This window comes from Pseudomonas sp. GW821-FHT12A04, from assembly GCF_058807755.1.
On sequence record NZ_JBXAQZ010000002.1, the window covers coordinates 474,253 to 493,077 of the forward strand.

An 18,825-nucleotide genomic window follows, 5' to 3' on the forward strand; every position below is an offset into this window, starting at 1 on the left:
AGAGTGGCGCTGAGTGTGTTCCCGGTCAAGGAAAAACCACCTTGCGGGTCGGCCGATAGATTGGTGTTGGAGACTGTGCTAAAAAGGCTGCCATGTCGTGCCGGCCCTTGAGCACCAAGGGTTTCGAGCCGCGTTAACCGGCAAACGGACAATTTGTTTCGCAAAGGCGACGGTAGAGCATTTTATGGAACAGCACCCCAGCGCCTTGAAGGTCATGGTGATCGACGATTCGAAGACGATCCGTCGCACCGCCGAAACGCTGCTCAAGAACGTGGGTTGTGAGGTCATCACGGCCATCGACGGTTTTGATGCCCTGGCCAAGATTGTCGACAACCATCCCGGCATCATCTTTGTCGACATCATGATGCCGCGCCTGGATGGTTATCAGACCTGCGCCCTGATCAAGAACAACAGCGCGTTCAAGTCCACGCCAGTGATCATGCTGTCGTCCAAGGACGGGCTGTTCGACAAGGCCAAGGGGCGCATCGTCGGCTCCGACCAGTTTTTGACCAAGCCTTTCAGCAAGGAAGAATTGCTTGATGCGATCCAGGCCCATGTTCCTGGCTTCGCCGCCGTTTTGCCGCAGTAGGACACGCACAGTGACGCTCGGCCATCGGGCCAGGCGTCGACAAGAATGGGGAAGACCATGGCACGTATTCTGATCGTCGATGATTCGCCGACCGAAATGTACAAACTGACCGGCATGCTGGAAAAGCACGGTCATGAAGTGTTGAAAGCCGAAAACGGCGCCGACGGCGTGGCCCTGGCCCGCCAGGAAAAGCCCGATGCGGTGCTGATGGACATCGTCATGCCAGGCCTCAATGGCTTCCAGGCCACCCGCCAGTTGACCAAGGACCCGGAAACCGGGCACATCCCGGTGATCATCATCACCACCAAGGATCAGGAAACCGACAAAGTCTGGGGCACGCGCCAGGGCGCCAAGGACTACCTGACCAAGCCGGTCGATGAAGACACCCTGATCAAGACCCTGAACAACGTGCTGGCCGGTTGATCGTCAGACCATGAACGAGTCGCTGACGGCTTTCGAACTGCTGCTGCAGATCGACCAGCGCTGTCGTTTGCTGGCGGCGGACTTGCCGTCCCAGCCGGCCCGGCGGGACAGTTGGAGCGGCATCGGTTTTCGCCTGGGCGAGCACTGGTATGTCGCGCCCATGAGCGAAGTCAGCGAAGTCTTGCATGAACCGCGCTGCACTCAGCTACCGGGGGTCAAACCCTGGGTCAAGGGTGTCGCCAACCTGCGCGGCCGTTTGCTGCCGGTCATGGACTTGTGCGGCTTCTTCGGGCACGAGCTTTCGGCGGTGCGCCGACAGCGGCGGGTATTGGTGGTGGAACATGAAGAGGTGTTCGCCGGGTTGCTGGTCGATGAAGTTTTCGGCCTCCAGCACTTTGCCCAGGACAGCCTGGAGCCGGTGCCGGCAGACGAATTGAAGGGGCCGGTGGCGACGTTCGTCAAAGGCCGGTTTCAGCGTGAGCAGTGCTGGCAGGTGTTCAGCCCGTTTGCGTTGACGCAGTCCCAGGGGTTCATGAGCGTCGCGGTGTAGTTGGAGCAACAGAGAACCTTGTGGGAGCGAGCTTGCTCGCGATGACGGACTTGCAGCCAGCATTAATGTCGACTGACACACCGCTATCGCGAGCAAGCTCGCTCCCACAGGTTCCTCGGCAAGTCTTGGAAGGTGTGGGTTAACAGGCGAGGACCGATGATAAAAGCAAAAGCAGGCAAGCCAATGGAAGGGTCGCGCAGCCGGTCGCAGATTATCGTGCTGTTCATCGCGCTGATCGTCTTCATCATGCTGCTGTTCGCCAACTTCGCGTACCTCAACACCCAGGCTATCTACGACAAACAGTACATCGGCCACGCCGGCGAACTGCGCGTGCTGTCCCAGCGTATCGCCAAGAACGCCACCGAAGCCGCCGCCGGCAAGGCTGCCGCGTTCAAGTTGCTCAGCGATGCGCGCAACGATTTTGCCCGGCGCTGGGGTTTTCTGAAGAAGGGTGACCCGGCCACGGGCCTGCCGCCGGCCCCCGCCACCGTGCGTCCGGAGATGCGCGCGGTGCAACAGGACTGGGAGCGGCTGCTGAAGAACACCGATGCGATTCTCTCCAGCGAGCAAACCGTACTGTCGCTGCATCAGGTCGCCGCGACCCTGGCCGAAACCGTGCCGCAATTGCAGGTCGAGTACGAGAAAGTCGTCGAGACTCTCCTGCAGCGGGGCGCCCCGGCGGCCCAGGTGGCCATGGCTCAGCGCCAATCGCTGCTGGCCGAGCGGATCCTCGGCGCAGTCAACACGGTGTTGGCCGGCGACGAAAATTCACAGCAGGCCGCCGATGCGTTCGGGCGTGACGCAACGCAGTTCGGCAAGGTGCTCAACGGCATGCTCCAGGGCGACCCGGCGCTCAAGGTCAGCCAGGTCGAAGACCGCGACGCCCGTGCGCGACTCGCAGAAATCTCCGAGCTGTTCGAGTTCGTCTCGGGCTCGGTGGACGAGATCCTCGAAACCTCGCCGGAGCTGTTCAAGGTACGCGAATCGGCCTCGAACATTTTCAGCCTGTCGCAAACCCTGCTCGACGAAGCCTCACACCTGGCCAGCGGTTTTGAAAACATGGTCGGCGGGCGAACCACCGACACCATTGGCGGCTATGTGCTGGGCCTGTTGGCGCTGGCTTCGATCATCCTGATCGGTTTGGTGATGGTGCGCGAAACCAATCGTCAGTTGCGCGAGACCGCCGAGAAAAACGAGCGTAACCAGAACGCGATCATGCGCTTGCTCGACGAGATCGAAGACCTGGCCGACGGCGACCTCACAGTGACGGCCTCGGTAACCGAAGACTTTACCGGCACCATCGCCGACTCGATCAATTACTCCGTCGACCAGTTGCGCGATCTGGTCGCGACCATCAACCTCACCGCCGGCCAGGTGGCCGCCGCTGTGCAGGAAACCCAGGCCACTGCCATGCACCTGGCCCAGGCGTCGGAGCATCAGGCCCAGCAGATTTCCGAAGCGTCGATGGCGATCAACGACATGGCCGAGTCCATCGACCAGGTGTCGGCCAACGCGGCGGAATCTTCGGCGGTTGCCGAACGTTCGGTGGAAATCGCCAACAAGGGCAACGAGGTGGTGCACAACACCATCCACGGCATGGACAACATTCGCGAGCAGATTCAGGACACCGCCAAACGCATCAAGCGCCTGGGCGAGTCTTCTCAGGAAATCGGCGACATTGTCAGCCTGATCGATGACATTGCCGATCAGACCAATATCCTGGCCCTCAACGCGGCCATCCAGGCGTCCATGGCCGGTGACGCCGGTCGCGGTTTCGCCGTGGTCGCCGATGAAGTGCAACGCCTGGCCGAGCGCTCGTCCGCCGCCACCCGGCAGATCGAAACCCTGGTGCGGGCGATCCAGACCGATACCAACGAAGCGGTCATCTCCATGGAACAAACGACGACCGAAGTGGTGCGTGGCGCCCGTCTGGCGCAGGATGCCGGTGTGGCCCTGGAAGAAATCGAAGGCGTCTCCAAGACTCTTGCGGCGTTGATCCAGAGTATTTCCAATGCGGCGCAACAGCAGACGTCGTCGGCCGGTCAGATTTCCCTGACAATGAACGTGATCCAGCAGATCACCTCGCAGACATCGTCGGGTTCCACCGCTACGGCCGACAGCATCGGCAACCTGGCGAAAATGGCCAGTCAGTTGCGTCGTTCGGTGTCCGGTTTCACCTTGCCGGATGCCAAGGCGCAGGTTGTGGACAAAGCTTGAACCGCCCATGGGTATCTGAATTGTGATTGGAGTGGTTATGGGTGATCGGCACGACTATGTGGCCCTCGAATGGGTCAAGGGCGAGATTGCCGAAACGCTGAAACAGGCTCATCACGCGATTGAAAACCTGCTCGATGACCCGCAGGCGACGCAAGCGCTGGATGCAAGCCTTTCGTGCATCCATCAGGTTCACGGCAGTTTGCAGATGGTCGAGTTCTACGGCGCGGCATTGCTCGCCGAAGAAATGGAACAGCTGGCCATGGCCTTGCAGGGCAACCGTGTCAGCCATCGCGACGAGGCGTTGCACCTGTTGATGCAGGCCCTGGGGCAGTTGCCGATCTACCTGGACCGGGTGCAAGGCGCGCGCCGCGACTTGCCACTGGTGGTGTTGCCACTGATCAACGACCTGCGCAGCGCCCGCGGCGAAAGCCTGCTGTCGGAAACCAGCCTGTTCAGCCCGCAATTGCCCGAGTTGCCAGCGTTGGACGCACAAGCGCTGGCGCAGCTGGAACCGGCCGAATTGCCCGGTGTGCTGCGAAAGCTGCGGCAGATGCTGCAAATGGCGCTGGTCGGATTTTTGCGTGAACAGGACAACGACACCAACCTCGATTACCTGGCCAAGGTATTCACCCGCCTCGAAGCACTGTGCGACAACGCCCCCCTGAGCCCGTTATGGCAGGTGGCATCGGCGCTGGTCGAAGGCATGCAGGGCGGTGCGATCGCCAATAGTCCGGCCTTGCGCAGCCTGTTCAAGGATGCCGACAAGGAACTCAAGCGCCTGCTCGAACAAGGCATGCCCGGTATCAACCAGCCGGCCCCGCCGGAGCTGCTCAAGAGTTTGCTCTTCTATATTGCCAAGGCCGAACATCCCACCGGGCAGATGCTGACCATGAAAGAACGCTACTCACTGGACGACGCGCTGCCCGACAGCGTGATGGTCGATGAAGAACGCGCGCGCCTGGCCGGTCCCGACCGCGACGCCATGCGCTCGGTGCTGGCCGCACTGTGCGAAGAGCTGGTGCGGGTCAAGGAGCGCCTGGACCTGTTCGTGCGCAGTGACCGCCAGCACACTTCCGACCTCGACAGCCTGCTGGCGCCGCTGCGGCAAATCGCCGACACCCTGGCGGTCCTGGGCTTCGGCCAGCCGCGCAAGGTGATCATCGATCAATTGGCGGTGGTGCTCAGCCTCGCTCAGGGCCAGCGCGAACCCAACGATGCGATCCTCATGGACGTTGCAGGGGCCTTGTTGTACGTCGAAGCGACGCTGGCCGGCATGGTCGGTACCGTGGAGCCGGAGAGCCAGGACGACAACCGCCTGCCCACCACCGACCTGACGCAGATCCATCAGATCGTGATCAAGGAGGCCCGTATCTGTTTGCAGCAGGCCAAGGACATGATCGTCGACTACATCGACGCCGATTGGGACCGCCAGCACTTGCAGGCGTTGCCAGCCTTGCTCACCCAGGTGCGCGGGGCGCTGGCGATGATTCCGTTGAGCCGGGCGGCGAGCCTGGTCGAAACCTGCAACCACTTTATTCGCGAGCACCTGTTGCTCGAGCCGGGTCAACCGGGCTGGCAGGAACTGGACAGCCTGGCCGATGTGATCACCAGCATCGAGTACTATCTCGAACGCCTCGGTGATGACCCGCAAGCGCAGGGCGAAAACCTGCTCGATGTCGCGGAAAAAAGCCTGGCGAACCTCGGTTTTTTCCCCAGTGAGCAGCATGTGCCAGTGCTTGATGATGTGCTCAACCCGACCCAGGCGCAGGTCATGCAGATGATGCAGGAGCTGGAGGATCCACAGGTCGTCCAGACCTTGGCCGATGTGCTCGCCAGTCCGGTTTCGACTCTGAATCCGCCCGCGCTGAACACTCCGGGCAGCCTGCTGCCGCCACCCGCAGGCGAAGAGCCGGTGGACGAAGAACTGCGCGAAGTGTTCCTCGAAGAAACCGACGAAGTCCTGGAAATCCTGCGCGATTACTTGCCGCGCTGGTCCGCCAACCCAGACAACCGCTCGGCCCTGAGTGAGTTGCGCCGTGCCTTCCATACCCTCAAGGGCAGTGGCCGCATGGTGCGCGCTCTGGTGCTGGGCGAGCTGGCCTGGGCCGTGGAAAACCTGCTCAATCGCGTACTGGAGAACAGTGTGGAGCCGGGCGCTACGGTGCAGCAACTGATCGGCGATGTGCTGCATCTGCTGCCGGAGCTGGTGGCTGAATACGCCGCCAATGCCCAGCGTCAGCGCAACGATGTCGATCAGTTGGCCGCCCGCGCCCATGCCCTGGCCAAGGGCGATGAACCGGTGTCCGATGAGGATACGCAAGATGTCGCGGCCCTCGATCCGCTGTTGCTGGAGATCTTTCGCAAAGAGGCCGAAACCCACTTGGGCAGCCTCAATCGCTTCCTTGATCAGGCCGCCGAGCATGTGCCGTTGCAGGCCAGCGACGAATTGCAGCGCGCCTTGCACACCCTCAAGGGCAGCGCCTCGATGGCGGGCGTGTTGCCGATTGCCGAACTGGCCGCACCGCTGGATCAACTGGCTCGGGAATACAAGGCGCACCTGATCGCACTGGATCTGGATGAAGTCGAATTGTTACTGGAGGCAGAAGGACTGTTTCGCCTCGGCTTGCGCCAGCTCAAGCGCGATCCGCTGGCGGAAATTCCCGGTGCCCGGGGTTTGACCGAGCGAGCCAGGGCGCAGCTGGCCGAGCGCCTGGAAAACCTCCTGAGCACACCGAACACCGGGCTGCGAATCAAGCGCGACCCGCAACTGATCAACAACTTCCTCGCCCAGGGCATGGACATCCTGCTGGACGCCGAAAGCCTGTTGCAACGTTGGCAGCAACACCCCGGCGAACGTCAGGAGCTCAGCGCGCTGCTGGACGAATTGACCACCCTCGGCGAAGGCGCCCATCTGGCCGACCTGCACCCGGTGGACGAGTTGTGCGAAGCGTTGCTCGACCTGTACGGTGCCGTGGAAGAAAGCAGCCTGGCGGTCAGCGAGCGGTTTTTCCATGAAGCACAGGGTGCCCACGAAGCACTGATCAACATGCTCGACGAACTGGCCGCCGGGCAGGAAGTCAGCCCGCAGCCGCTACGGATCAGGGCCTTGCGCGAGCTGCTCGACGAGAGCCTTGACCCGTCGGCAATGGGCTTGATCCGCAGCGATGGCAGCCGAAGCCTGAGCATCCGCGAACTGGGTTCTGCCACCGAGGAACTTGAGCGCACGCTACCCCCTGCCCCTGTAGGAGCGAGCTCGCTCGCGATGGACTCAAATGCGCCGCGCTTATCCAATGACAACGCGTCATCGTTAACGCCTATCGCGAGCGAGCTGGCTCCTACAGGAGAGGGGCGCGAGCTGGACGAGGAAATCGTTGCGATCTTCCTTGAAGAAGCGGTGGATATCCTCGAAAGCTCCGGTCAGGCCTTGCAGCGCTGGTTGCGCGACTCGGACAACGCCGCGCCGCTGTCGTCCCTGCAACGGGATTTGCACACCCTCACAGGCGGTGCACGCATGGCTGAGGTCGGGCCGGTCGGCGATCTGGCCCATGAGCTGGAAAGCCTTTACCAGGGGCTGGTGGACCGTCGTTATGCCTTCAGCGATTCACTGGCGGTGCTGCTCAAACAGAGCCATGAGCGACTGGCGTTGTACCTTGAACAGTTGCAACTCAACCAGCCGCTGGACGATTCCCGTGAGCTGATCGAAGCCATTCGTGCCTACCGTCAAGGGCATGCGGGTATCGCCGAGGGGGCCCGGCAGGCGACCGGCAGCGACACGGCTGCGCACGATACTGAATTGCTGGAGATCTTTCTCGAGGAAGGTTTCGACATTATCGAAAGCTCCGGGGCGGCGCTTGAGCGCTGGCAGGCCCAGCCTTCGAGTCGTCAGGAAGTGGAAACCCTGCTGCGCGACCTGCACACCCTCAAGGGCGGTGCGCGCATGGTGGAAATCGCCGCGATTGGTGATCTGGCCCATGAACTGGAGTTCCTCTACGAAGGCCTGTCCACCGGCGTGCTGCAACCGACGGAGCCGTTGTTCGCGCTGTTGCAGCGCAGCCATGACCGCCTGGCGCAGATGCTCGATGCAGCCCGCGCCGGTGAGCCGATGCCGCCGGCCGATCGCTTGATCGATGCGATCAAGAACTTCAGCCATCCGGCCGTGCCGGAAACGCCCGCGTCGGTTGCGCCGTCGGCCACGCCCAAGCCCGAGCCGCTGGCGCCGCCGTCCGATGCCGGCGCGGACATGGTCAAGGTCTCGGCGGAGCTGCTCGACGATCTGGTCAACCTGGCCGGTGAAACATCGATCTTCCGTGGCCGAATCGAACAACAGGTCAACGATGCGCACATCGCCCTGAATGAGATGGAGACCACTATCGAGCGGATGCGCGACCAGTTGCGCCGCCTCGATACCGAAACCCAGGGGCGGATCCTCAGCCGCCAGCAAGTCGAGGCCGAACGCCTGGGCTACGAGGAATTCGACCCGCTGGAAATGGACCGCCACTCACAGTTGCAGCAACTGTCCCGGGCATTGTTCGAGTCGGCTTCTGACTTGCTCGACCTCAAGGAAACCCTCGAGCGACGCAATCAGGACACGGAAAACCTCCTGCAACAGCAGGGCCGCATCAACACCGAACTGCAGGAAGGCCTGATGCGCACGCGCATGGTGCCGTTCGAACGCATGCTCCCGCGTTTGCAGCGCATCGTCCGGCAGGTGTCCAGCGAACTGGGCAAGGACGTGGACTTCATCGTCGACAACGCCGAAGGCGAGATGGATCGCAACGTTCTCGAACGCATGGCCGCGCCGCTGGAACACATGCTGCGCAACGCCGTCGACCATGGCCTGGAGTCCGTTGAAGTGCGGTTGGCGGCGGGGAAGCCGGCCAAGGGAAAAATCACCCTCGATCTGCTGCGCGAAGGCGGCGACATCATTTTCGACATCCGCGACGACGGCGCCGGTGTACCGCTGGACGCGGTGCGGCGCAAGGCGATCAAGCGCGGCCTGCTCGCCCCGGACAGCATCATCAGTGATCACGACGTGTTGCAGTTCATCCTGCAACCGGGGTTTTCCACCGCCGAAAAAATCACCCAGATCTCCGGGCGCGGCGTCGGCATGGACGTGGTGCACGAAGAGGTGCGACAACTGGGCGGCACCATGAGCATCGACTCGGTGCCCGGGCAGGGCGTGCATTTCCGCATTCGCCTGCCGTTTACCGTATCGGTCAACCGGGCGTTGATGGTGCAGTGCGGTGAGGACCAATACGCGATCCCGCTCAATACCATCGACGGCATCGTTCGCGTTCTGCCCAATGAACTCGAAGGGTATTTCCGCTTCGATTCGCCAACCTACGAATACGCCGGCCAACATTACGAGCTGTGCTATCTGGGTGAGCTGCTGAAAACCAGCCCGCGCCCGAAGCTGTTGGGCCAGAGCCTGCCATTGCCGGTGTTGCTGGTGCAGTGCAACGAACGGCACATCGCGGTGCTGGTGGATGCCATGGCCGGCACTCGCGAAATCGTGGTCAAGAGCCTGGGGCCGCAATTTGCGGCCGTGCAAGGGGTATCCGGGGCGACGATTCTCGGGGACGGCCGGGTGGTGCTGATTCTGGATTTGCTGGCGCCGATCCGCGCCATGCAGGCCCGTGTGCCCCAGCGTCCGGCGGGGCAAGAGGTCGAGGTCGAACCGCATCGGCCGCTGCTGGTGATGGTGGTCGACGACTCGGTCACCGTGCGCAAGGTCACCAGCCGCTTGCTCGAACGCCACGGCATGAGCGTGCTGACCGCCAAGGACGGAGTCGATGCCATGCTGCTGCTGGAAGAGCACATGCCCGACCTGATGCTGCTGGACATCGAGATGCCGCGCATGGATGGCTTCGAAGTCGCGACCCAGGTGCGCAACGACGAACGCCTGCAACACCTGCCGATCATCATGATCACCTCCCGCACCGGACAGAAACACCGCGACCGCGCCATGGCCATTGGCGTCAACGACTACCTTGGCAAGCCGTACCAGGAATCGGTGCTGCTCGAAAGCATCGCCTTGTGGAGCAAGACCCATGCTTGAGCACCGCACCAGCAACCTCACCGGCCTGCTGCTGCCGTTGGCCGACCGCAACCTGATCCTGCCCAACGTCGCCGTTGCCGAGCTGATCGATTACCAGCAGCCGGGGACGTTCGACCTCGACACGCCGCCGTGGTACCTGGGCCTGGTGACATGGCGTGACCGGCAGATTCCGCTGCTGAGTTTCGAGTCGGCATGCGCGCAGAAAATCGTCATCGGCGAACGCGCGCGGATCGTCATTCTCAACGCCTTGGGCGGGCGTCCCGAGCTGAAATTCATCGCCCTGCTGGTGCAGGGGATTCCGCGCTCCTGCAAGCTCGATAGCCAGTTGAGTTACGTGGATGTGCCGTTGTGTCCGCTGGAGCAGGCAGCGGTGCAGGTGGGCGAGCAAGTGGCCAAGGTGCCGAACTTGTTAGCACTGGAGGCATTGTTGGTGGATGCCGAATTGACCATCTGATCGCGGTCTTGCGTTGACTGCACCGGCCTCTTCGCGGGCAAGCCCGCTCCCACAGTTGATCTGTGGTGAACACAAAACCCTGTGGGAGCGGGCTTGCCCGCGAAGAGGCCCGCATGAACGACGCAGATCTCGATCATTAACCTGAGCGTAACGATCCACCACTCTGCTTGATTGATACCCCCAACCAACACTCCTAAGGTGACCCCCACGACAGCGAACCCGTGGAGTGGTCATGACAACAACAATATCCCCCGACTCGCGATGGACGCGGCGGCGCAGCGAAAAGCAGCGGCGCCTCGAGCTGGTGCGAGGTCTTGCCGACGGTGTGGTGTTGCCCACCGACAACATCGTCGCGGCGCTTGAAGCGCTGATTCTGCCCGGCGACCGCGTGGTGCTCGAAGGCAACAACCAGAAACAGGCGGATTTCCTTTCGCGCTCCCTGGCCAAGGCCGACCCCGCGAAGCTGCATGACCTGCACATGATCATGCCCAGCGTCGGACGCTCCGAGCACCTGGATCTGTTCGAACGGGGCATCGCCCGCAAACTCGACTTCTCTTTCGCCGGCACCCAGAGCCTGCGCATCAGCCAGTTGCTCGAAGACGGCCTGCTGGAAGTCGGCGCGATCCACACCTACATCGAACTCTACGCACGGCTGGTGGTGGACCTGATTCCCAACGTCGTGTTGTCGGCCGGGTTCATGGCCGACCGCGCCGGCAATATCTACACCGGGCCGAGCACCGAAGACACCCCGGCGCTGATCGAACCGGCGGCCTTCAGCGACGGCATCGTCATCGTCCAGGTCAACCAGTTGGTGGACGACGTCAGCGACCTGCCGCGCGTCGACATCCCCGCGTCCTGGGTCGACTTCGTGGTGGTGGCCGACAAGCCGTTCTATATCGAACCGCTGTTCACCCGCGACCCTCGGCACATCAAGCCTGTGCACGTGCTGATGGCGATGATGGCGATTCGCGGGATCTACGAAAAACACAACGTGCAATCCCTCAACCACGGCATCGGTTTCAACACCGCTGCCATCGAATTGATTCTGCCGACCTACGGCGAATCCCTCGGCCTCAAAGGCAAGATCTGCCGCAACTGGACGCTCAACCCGCACCCGACGCTGATCCCGGCGATTGAAAGTGGTTGGGTCGAAAGCGTGCATTGCTTCGGCACCGAGTTGGGGATGGAGAACTACATTGCGGCGCGGCCGGATGTGTTCTTTACCGGGCGCGACGGCTCCCTGCGTTCCAACCGGATGTTCAGCCAGCTGGCCGGGCAATACGCCGTGGACCTGTTCATCGGCGCGACTTTGCAGGTCGATGGCGACGGCCATTCTTCCACCGTCACCCGCGGGCGCCTGGCCGGTTTCGGCGGCGCACCAAACATGGGCCACGACCCACGCGGTCGTCGCCATGGCACGCCGGCCTGGCTCGACATGCGCAATACCGATGTGGCAGAGCCGATGCTCGAACGCGGCAAGAAACTTGTGGTGCAGATGGTCGAGACCTTCCAGGAGGGCGGCAAACCGACCTTCGTCGAAACCCTCGATGCGGTGGATGTGGCGAAGAAAAGCGGCATGCCACTGGCGCCGATCATGGTCTACGGCGACGACGTCACCCACTTGTTGACCGAAGAAGGCATCGCCTACCTGTACAAGGCGCGCTCACTGGAAGAACGCCAGGCGATGATCGCCGCCGTCGCCGGGGTGACCGCCATCGGCCTGCGCCACAACCCCAAAGACACCGCGCGCATGCGCCGCGAAGGCCTGATCGCCTTGCCCGAAGACCTCGGCATCCGCCGCACCGACGCCACCCGCGAACTGCTCGCGGCGAAAAGCGTGGCCGATCTGGTGGAGTGGTCCGGTGGCCTCTACAACCCGCCCGCCAAGTTCAGGAGCTGGTAATGCACGCACTTAACCTGCAACCAAAAAGCCTGAGCCTGGCCGAACGGCTGGCGGACCTGGCAGTGGATGCGCTGATCGACGAGGCTGATCTGTCGCCGAAACCGGCACTGGTCGACCGTCGCGGCAATGGCGCCCACACCGATTTGCACTTGGGGCTGATGCACGCCTCGGCGCTGTCCTTGTGGCCGGCCTTTAAAGAAATGGCGGAAGTCGCCATCGAGTTCGGCGAGATCGGCTTGCCCCTGCGCGAAGCCGTGGGCCGCATCGGTCGCGAAGGTGAGCAAGCCATGCTCGACACCACCGGCGGGGTGAACACCCATCGCGGGGCGATCTGGGCCTTGGGGTTGCTGATCACTGCCGCTGCACTGGAACCTCAATCCTGCAACGCCAATAGCGTGGCGTTACGGGCGGCGCGGCTGGCCCTGCTCGACGACCGTTTTGCGCCACGTCCGCTCAGTCACGGTGCGCAAGTCGCCCAACGCTACGGCGCTCGCGGCGCCCGTGAAGAAGCGCAACTGGGTTTTCCGGCGGTGACCCAACGTGCACTGCCACAACTGCTGCGCAGCCGCGCCGCCGGTCATGGCGAGCAGAACGCCCGGCTCGACGCACTGTTGGCGATCATGACGAGTCTGGCCGACACCTGCGTGCTTTACCGCGCCGGTGAAGAAGGCCTGAACACCATGCAACTGGGCGCCCGGGCGGTGCTCGATGCGGGCGGCAGCGCCAGCCTCGGCGGACGTCGCCGCCTGCATGAGCTGGACCAACAACTCATCGCGTTGAATGCCTCGCCCGGTGGCGCTGCCGACCTGCTCGCAGCCTGCCTGTTCATCGACCGTATCGCGTCTGGCGACGGCCTTATCCAGGGAGTGTTTTGATGGAAACCTTATCCTTTGAATTCCCCGCCGGGCAGCCGCCACGCGGTCGCACCCTGGTGGGTTGTGTCGGCTCTGGCGATCTGGAAGTGCTGATCGAACCGGGTCAGGCCGGCAAGTTGACGATCAATGTGCAGACCTCGGTCAATGGCAGCGAACAACGCTGGCGGCATCTGTTTGCACGGATGTTCGACGGCCAGACGCCCCCGGCCATGGATATCGATATCCACGATTTCGGCGCGACACCCGGTGTGGTGCGCCTGCGTCTGGAGCAAGGCTTCGAGGAGATCGGCCATGACTGACAGCGCATCTTTGCTCAACAAGCACAGCTTCGTCGAACTCGGTGCCCGGCAACGGGCCAAGACCCTGCTCGATGCCGGCACCTTCCGCGAACTGCTCGACCCCTTTCAACGGATCATGTCGCCGTGGCTATCGCGCCAGGGCGTGGTGCCGCAAGCCGACGACGGCGTGGTGATCGCCAAGGGCAACCTCGATGGTTTGCCGGTGGTGATCGCGGCCATCGAAGGCGCGTTCCAGGGCGGCAGCCTCGGTGAAGTCGGCGGAGCAAAAATTGCCGGCGCGCTGGAACTGGCCGCCGAAGACAACCGCAACGGTATCCCGACCCGCGCCGTGCTGCTGCTGGAAACCGGCGGCGTGCGCTTGCAGGAAGCCAACCTCGGCCTGGCGGCAATTGCCGACATCCACGCGGCAATTGTCGATTTGCAGCAGTACCAACCCGTGGTCGGTGTGGTGGCGGGCAGCGTCGGTTGCTTTGGCGGCATGTCGATTGCCGCCGGGTTGTGCAGCTATCTGTTGGTGACCCAGGAAGCGCGGCTCGGCCTGAACGGCCCGCAGGTGATCGAACAGGAAGCCGGACTCGAGGAGTACGACTCCCGCGACCGGCCCTTCATCTGGAGCCTGACCGGTGGCGAGCAACGCTTCGCCAGTGGTCTGGTGGACGGTTATGTTGCCGACGACGTGGCGCAGATCCGCCAGCAGGTGGGTGAGTTACTCCAGCAAGGATTGCCAACGCAACCGCGTAGCCAACAGGCCGGGTTGTTCCTGCAACGGTTGGCGCGTCTGGATGCCGAACCGCAAATCGAGCCGTCTGTGGTTCGCGATCTGTACCAAGGAGAACGCCCATGAGTTCGTATTCCCTGCGAGGCTTGAACTGGTTCAACGCCTTGAGCGCCGGAGCGAAAGCGGTCGAGGGTTTGCCGGCTTCGCTGAAGGTCGCGGACGCCGTGCTGGGCGATCAGCCTGTGCGTTTCCTCGCGGTGGTGGCCGACCCGGAAAACCGCTTCGTCCGTGCACGCAACGGCGAAGTGGGTTTGCTCGAAGGCTGGGGCCTGGCCAAGGCCGTGGATGAAGTCATCGCCACCGATCAAAACAAGGCACGCAAGCGCGCTCTGATCGCCATCGTCGACGTGCCGAGCCAGGCTTACGGTCGACGGGAGGAAGCCCTCGGCATTCATCAGGCGCTGGCCGCTGCGGCGGGCAGTTATGCCCGTGCCCGTCTGGCCGGTCATGCGGTGATCGGTTTGCTGGTGGGCAAGGCGATGTCGGGCGCGTTTCTGGCCCACGGCTATCAGGCCAATCGCTTGATCGCCCTGCGCGATCCGGGAGTGATGGTGCACGCCATGGGCAAGGCGTCGGCGGCGCGTGTGACCTTGCGCAGCGTCGAAGAGCTCGAAGCCTTGGCTGCCAGCGTGCCGCCGATGGCCTATGACATCGACAGCTATGCCAGCCTCGGGTTGCTGTGGGAAACCTTGGCGGTGGAGAAGATCGAGCAGCCGACGGCGGCGGATCTGGCGCGGGTGACCGAGTGCCTGCATCAGGCGATTGACGATGTGGCCGCCGCTGGCCGTGATCTGAGCGGTCGGCTGGGTGCGGCCAATCGGGCGGCGTCGAGCAAGGTTCGTCAATTGCTGAGAGCGCAGTGGTGAGCAGGCTACTGGCTCACGACCTGCTGTGGGGCATGACCCCGCAGCAGTTGCCTGCGGATGCGCCTGCGTGGGTGATCGAGTCGATCAGTGCCGGCCAGCCGGTGGTAGTCCGTCGCGCCTTGAGCGCGGCGGGGCAGGTGGCGGTGGGCGTGCGCGGGCCGTTGCGCGAACAGCGATTTGCCGCGGTGATGGACGTCGCCGCCATCACCCGGCGGGTGCAGCCGGAAGAGCTTCGCCATGTTCAAGGCCGGCGCGATTTCCCGGCGCTGCGTGCCTTGGCGCAACTGCGTTCGCACCTCGATGACAGTGGTTGGGTCTGGGGTGTCAGCGGCAGCGCCGGGTTCGAGTTGGCCAGTGGGTTTGCCGCTTTGCACGAGGGCAGCGACCTCGACCTGATCCTGCGTACGCCACGTCCATTGAGTCGTGTCGACGCCCAGGCGTTGGTGGCCGTTCTTGATACAGCCGTGTGCCGCGTGGACCTGCAACTGCAGGCACCGTCGGGCGCCGTTGCCTTGCGCGAATGGGCCGGTGCTTCGTCGCGAGTCCTGCTGAAAAATGCCATTCAAGCCACCCTGGTGACTGATCCGTGGAATCCACAGGAGCAAGCAGCATGAGCAGCTTGCTGGTGTTCCCCGGCCAGGGTGCACAACAACCCGGAATGCTGGCGCGTTTACCTCGGGAAACGTTGAACGAGGCGAGCGACCTGCTCGGTGAAGATGTGACGCAGCTGGATTCTGCCGAGGCGTTGCAGTCGACGAGGGCGGTTCAGCTTTGCCTGCTGATCGCCGGCGTCGCTGCTTCACGCCAGTTGGGCATGGCCCCCGACTACGTGGCCGGCTTGTCGATCGGCGCTTACCCGGCAGCGGTGGTGGCCGGTGCCTTGGGTTTCAGCGATGCGCTGCATCTGGTCAGCCTGCGGGGTGAGTTGATGCAGCAGGCTTATCCACAGGGCTACGGCATGACCGCGATCATCGGTCTGGACCTGGCCACGGTGGAAGAATTACTGGCCCGGGTGCACAGCGCGCAAATGCCGGTTTATCTGGCCAATATCAACGCCGATAACCAGGTGGTGATTGCCGGTAGCGACGCGGCGATGAAAGCGGTGGCGGGGTTGGCGAAAGGTTGCGGAGCGGGCTTGGCCAAGCGTCTGGCAGTGAGCGTGCCATCCCACTGCCCATTGCTTGAGGCGCCCGCGCAACGGTTGGCCGAAGCCTTCGCCAAGGTGCCGCTGCACACCCCGAAGATGGGCTACCTGAGCGGCAGTCGCGCGCGTCCGCTGATCAAGCCTGAAGCCTTGCGTGACGACCTGGCCTTCAACATGTGCCGCATCGTCGATTGGCGCGGCACGGTACAAAGCGCCTACGAGCGCGGCGTACGTCTACAGATCGAACTGCCGCCCGGTGCGGTGCTGACCGGACTGGCGCGCCGGGTGTTCGAACAGGGCACCGTGATTGCCTTCGACGGTGCACGGCTCGACACCTTGCAGGCGCTGATGCGTGAGGAGGGAAGCCGCCACCCTTAGATCATCTGACTTAAGGCTTCGCACAACAAAAACAACATTCGAAATGCACTTTGAGGACTACAGCAATGATTATTTACGGTGTGGCGCTGTTGGCGATCTGTACGCTGGCAGGGGTGATCATGGGGGACATGCTCGGGGTGTTGCTGGGTGTGAAGTCAAACGTCGGCGGTGTCGGGATCGCGATGATCCTGCTGATTTGCGCACGGTTGTGGATGCACAAGCGTGGCGGCATGACCAAGGATTGCGAGATGGGCGTCGGCTTCTGGGGCGCGATGTACATCCCGGTGGTGGTGGCGATGGCGGCACAACAAAACGTGGTCACGGCGCTGCATGGTGGTCCGGTGGCGGTGTTGGCAGCGATCGGGTCGGTGGTGATCTGCGGCTGCACCATTGCCCTGATCAGCCGGACCCATAGAGGCGAGCCCTTGCCCGATGAACCGGCGGATGTAACGGCGGTTGGCGCACCGGCAGGAGGTCGCTGATATGTGGGATCTCATCAAGAACGGTCTTGAACACAACGGTCTGGTCACTGCATTCGCTTTCGTCGGCGTGATCATGTGGGTGTCAGTAGTGATCTCCCAACGCCTGACCTTCGGGCGTATCCACGGCTCGGCGATTGCCATCGTCATCGGCCTGGTGCTGGCCTGGGTCGGCGGCACGATGACCGGCGGGCAAAAAGGCCTGGCGGACCTGACCCTGTTTTCCGGCATCGGGCTGATGGGCGGCGCCATGCTGCGGGACTTCGCTATCGTCGCCACGGCATTCGAGGTGCAGGCCACTGAAGCGAAAAAAGCCGGCTTGATCGGCGTGATCGCGCTGCTGTTGGGCACGGTGCTCCCGTTTATTGTCGGCGCGTGCATGGCCTGGGCATTCGGTTACCGCGATGCGGTGAGCATGACCACCATCGGCGCCGGTGCGGTGACCTACATTGTCGGGCCGGTGACCGGCGCGGCCATTGGCGCCAGTTCCGATGTGGTGGCGCTGTCGATTGCCACCGGTCTGATCAAGGCGATTCTGGTGATGGTCGGCACGCCGATGGCAGCGCGCTGGATGGGCCTGGACAATCCGCGCTCGGCGATGGTGTTCGGTGGGCTGGCCGGGACGGTCAGTGGCGTGACTGCCGGTTTGGCGGCGACGGATCGGCGCCTGGTGCCTTATGGCGCGCTGACCGCGACCTTCCACACCGGGCTTGGGTGCTTGCTGGGGCCTTCGTTGTTGTACTTCATTGTTCGCGGGATTGTCGGGTAGTCCGCTGCATCGTCATTGAATGTTCAGACGTCATCGCGAGCAAGCTCGCTCCCACAGGGAATCGCATTCCTATGTGGGAGCGAGCTTGCTCGCGATGGGGGCGATAAGGTCTCAAGCCTGCCGATTGGCATACATCCGACACTCCGCCAGCAACGCCAGCAAATTCGGATCACGCTCCTTGGCTTTCAGGAACACCACGCCAATGTGCTGCTGCAACCGGTACTTTTCCTGCAACGGGATCAGCTTCACCCGGTTCTCGTACACCGCCGCAATCCGCCCCGGCAGCAACGCATAACCCACGCCCGAACTGACCATGCTCAGGAGGGTGAAGATGTCGTTGACCTGCATCGCCACCTTCGGTTCGAACCCTGCCTGCTCGAATACCCGCTTGCCGTCCTGATGGGTGGCGAAGCCCTGGGTCAGGGTGATGAAGGTTTCGTCGCGGACCTCGGCCAGGTCGACTTCGGTTCGCTGGGCAAACTTCGAGTCGGCGGGGGTGGCGAGGAAGATGTCGTCGGAAAACAGCGGGATCTGCTCGCAGTCCGGGTCGTTGACACTGTCGTCCAGCGACACCAGGGCCGCATCGACTTCCATGTTCTTGAGCTTGTAGAGCAGGTCGATGTTGGAGCCCAGAATCAGATCGATGTTGAGCTCGCTGCGGCGGATCTTCAAACCCATGATCAGTTGCGGCACGGTCTTGACCGTCAGTGAATACAGCGAGCCCAGCTTGAAACGTTCGGCGGAGAACCCGGCGGCTTCGCGGGTCAGGCGCACGCTTTCGACGACATCCTGAATCAGCTTCTGCGCCCGCTCTTCCAGCACATAAGCGCTTTCCAGCGGCGTCAGGCTGCGGCCCTCGTGCTTGAACAGGGGGCAGCGCAGGGCGCTTTCCAGGGAATGGATCGCCCGATGCACGCTGACGTTACTGGTCTGCAACTCGGCAGCGGCCCGCGCCAGGTTGCCGGTGCGCATGAAAGCCAGGAACACCTCGAGTTTTTTCAGGGTCAACTCTTCATCGATCAGCATGGGGCGGACTCTTTTTG

At 62.8% G+C, this 18,825-nt stretch carries 16 protein-coding genes; 15 read left to right on the top strand and 1 reads right to left on the bottom strand.

Annotated elements, in window-relative coordinates:
* Positions 1 to 184 precede the first annotated feature (184 nt).
* From pilG to madM, 15 genes are all read left to right on the top strand, one after another.
* Positions 185 to 589 (top strand): twitching motility response regulator PilG, encoded by a 405-nt coding sequence (pilG, locus tag AC1RS8_RS05015; protein ID WP_090451937.1) that lies wholly within the window; start codon positions 185 to 187, stop codon positions 587 to 589.
* A gap of 57 nt (positions 590 to 646) precedes the next feature.
* Positions 647 to 1,012, top strand: a complete 366-nt coding sequence (gene pilH, locus AC1RS8_RS05020; protein ID WP_007897961.1) for a twitching motility response regulator PilH — start codon at positions 647 to 649, stop codon at positions 1,010 to 1,012.
* A 10-nt stretch (positions 1,013 to 1,022) separates the two neighbouring features.
* Positions 1,023 to 1,562 carry a chemotaxis protein CheW gene (locus AC1RS8_RS05025; protein ID WP_090451935.1) on the top strand — a complete coding sequence of 180 codons (540 nt, stop codon included), beginning with the start codon at positions 1,023 to 1,025 and terminating at the stop codon, positions 1,560 to 1,562.
* 156 nt (positions 1,563 to 1,718) lie between these two features.
* The gene (locus AC1RS8_RS05030) at positions 1,719 to 3,779 is read left to right on the top strand and encodes a methyl-accepting chemotaxis protein (protein ID WP_057712927.1); all 2,061 of its coding nucleotides are present in this window, start codon (positions 1,719 to 1,721) and stop codon (positions 3,777 to 3,779) included.
* Between the two features lie 37 nt (positions 3,780 to 3,816).
* Entirely contained in the window at positions 3,817 to 9,837 is a 6,021-nt protein-coding gene (locus tag AC1RS8_RS05035; RefSeq protein WP_489339389.1) for an Hpt domain-containing protein, read from the top strand.
* Positions 9,830 to 10,291, top strand: a complete 462-nt coding sequence (locus AC1RS8_RS05040) for a chemotaxis protein CheW (RefSeq protein ID WP_489339388.1) — start codon at positions 9,830 to 9,832, stop codon at positions 10,289 to 10,291. Before AC1RS8_RS05035 ends, AC1RS8_RS05040 begins: the two co-directional genes overlap by 8 nt.
* 232 nt (positions 10,292 to 10,523) lie before the next feature.
* Positions 10,524 to 12,194, top strand: a complete 1,671-nt coding sequence (gene mdcA / locus AC1RS8_RS05045) for a malonate decarboxylase subunit alpha (RefSeq protein WP_008001151.1) — start codon at positions 10,524 to 10,526, stop codon at positions 12,192 to 12,194.
* Positions 12,194 to 13,069, top strand: coding sequence for a triphosphoribosyl-dephospho-CoA synthase (locus AC1RS8_RS05050; RefSeq protein WP_340312873.1), 876 nt, complete (start codon positions 12,194 to 12,196; stop codon positions 13,067 to 13,069). Before mdcA ends, AC1RS8_RS05050 begins: the two co-directional genes overlap by 1 nt.
* Complete coding sequence (locus AC1RS8_RS05055; RefSeq protein WP_057712932.1) at positions 13,069 to 13,368, top strand: malonate decarboxylase subunit delta; 300 nt, start codon at positions 13,069 to 13,071, stop codon at positions 13,366 to 13,368. The genes AC1RS8_RS05050 and AC1RS8_RS05055 overlap by 1 nt, the downstream gene beginning before the upstream one ends.
* Positions 13,361 to 14,212: a biotin-independent malonate decarboxylase subunit beta gene (locus tag AC1RS8_RS05060; RefSeq protein ID WP_489339387.1), complete on the top strand. Its 852-nt coding sequence runs from the start codon at positions 13,361 to 13,363 to the stop codon at positions 14,210 to 14,212. The genes AC1RS8_RS05055 and AC1RS8_RS05060 overlap by 8 nt, the downstream gene beginning before the upstream one ends.
* Positions 14,209 to 15,012 (top strand): biotin-independent malonate decarboxylase subunit gamma, encoded by an 804-nt coding sequence (gene mdcE, locus AC1RS8_RS05065; protein WP_057712934.1) that lies wholly within the window; start codon positions 14,209 to 14,211, stop codon positions 15,010 to 15,012. The genes AC1RS8_RS05060 and mdcE overlap by 4 nt, the downstream gene beginning before the upstream one ends.
* Positions 15,006 to 15,626: a malonate decarboxylase holo-ACP synthase gene (locus AC1RS8_RS05070; RefSeq protein ID WP_489339386.1), complete on the top strand. Its 621-nt coding sequence runs from the start codon at positions 15,006 to 15,008 to the stop codon at positions 15,624 to 15,626. The genes mdcE and AC1RS8_RS05070 overlap by 7 nt, the downstream gene beginning before the upstream one ends.
* Positions 15,623 to 16,534, top strand: a complete 912-nt coding sequence (mdcH, locus tag AC1RS8_RS05075; protein WP_489339385.1) for a malonate decarboxylase subunit epsilon — start codon at positions 15,623 to 15,625, stop codon at positions 16,532 to 16,534. Before AC1RS8_RS05070 ends, mdcH begins: the two co-directional genes overlap by 4 nt.
* Before the next feature lie 65 nt (positions 16,535 to 16,599).
* Positions 16,600 to 17,016 (top strand): malonate transporter subunit MadL, encoded by a 417-nt coding sequence (madL, locus tag AC1RS8_RS05080; RefSeq protein ID WP_150815077.1) that lies wholly within the window; start codon positions 16,600 to 16,602, stop codon positions 17,014 to 17,016.
* A gap of 1 nt (position 17,017) precedes the next feature.
* A complete protein-coding gene (gene madM, locus AC1RS8_RS05085; RefSeq protein WP_349736394.1) occupies positions 17,018 to 17,782 on the top strand; it encodes a malonate transporter subunit MadM in 765 nt (254 codons plus the stop codon).
* A 111-nt stretch (positions 17,783 to 17,893) separates the two neighbouring features.
* Here madM and AC1RS8_RS05090 read toward each other — a convergent pair whose 3' ends face one another.
* Positions 17,894 to 18,808: a LysR family transcriptional regulator gene (locus AC1RS8_RS05090; protein WP_057712939.1), complete on the bottom strand. Its 915-nt coding sequence runs from the start codon at positions 18,806 to 18,808 to the stop codon at positions 17,894 to 17,896.
* Positions 18,809 to 18,825: the final 17 nt, after the last annotated feature.

Coding starts and splice junctions, on each gene's coding strand:
- AC1RS8_RS05090 (WP_057712939.1), bottom strand. CDS start 18,808: ATGCTGATCGATGAAGAGTTGACCCTGAAAAAACTCGAGGTGTTCCTG.
- mdcH (WP_489339385.1), top strand. CDS start 15,623: ATGAGCAGCTTGCTGGTGTTCCCCGGCCAGGGTGCACAACAACCCGGA.
- AC1RS8_RS05035 (WP_489339389.1), top strand. CDS start 3,817: ATGGGTGATCGGCACGACTATGTGGCCCTCGAATGGGTCAAGGGCGAG.
- pilG (WP_090451937.1), top strand. CDS start 185: ATGGAACAGCACCCCAGCGCCTTGAAGGTCATGGTGATCGACGATTCG.
- mdcA (WP_008001151.1), top strand. CDS start 10,524: ATGACAACAACAATATCCCCCGACTCGCGATGGACGCGGCGGCGCAGC.
- pilH (WP_007897961.1), top strand. CDS start 647: ATGGCACGTATTCTGATCGTCGATGATTCGCCGACCGAAATGTACAAA.
- AC1RS8_RS05025 (WP_090451935.1), top strand. CDS start 1,023: ATGAACGAGTCGCTGACGGCTTTCGAACTGCTGCTGCAGATCGACCAG.
- madL (WP_150815077.1), top strand. CDS start 16,600: ATGATTATTTACGGTGTGGCGCTGTTGGCGATCTGTACGCTGGCAGGG.
- madM (WP_349736394.1), top strand. CDS start 17,018: ATGTGGGATCTCATCAAGAACGGTCTTGAACACAACGGTCTGGTCACT.
- AC1RS8_RS05050 (WP_340312873.1), top strand. CDS start 12,194: ATGCACGCACTTAACCTGCAACCAAAAAGCCTGAGCCTGGCCGAACGG.
- AC1RS8_RS05055 (WP_057712932.1), top strand. CDS start 13,069: ATGGAAACCTTATCCTTTGAATTCCCCGCCGGGCAGCCGCCACGCGGT.
- AC1RS8_RS05060 (WP_489339387.1), top strand. CDS start 13,361: ATGACTGACAGCGCATCTTTGCTCAACAAGCACAGCTTCGTCGAACTC.
- AC1RS8_RS05040 (WP_489339388.1), top strand. CDS start 9,830: ATGCTTGAGCACCGCACCAGCAACCTCACCGGCCTGCTGCTGCCGTTG.
- mdcE (WP_057712934.1), top strand. CDS start 14,209: ATGAGTTCGTATTCCCTGCGAGGCTTGAACTGGTTCAACGCCTTGAGC.
- AC1RS8_RS05030 (WP_057712927.1), top strand. CDS start 1,719: ATGATAAAAGCAAAAGCAGGCAAGCCAATGGAAGGGTCGCGCAGCCGG.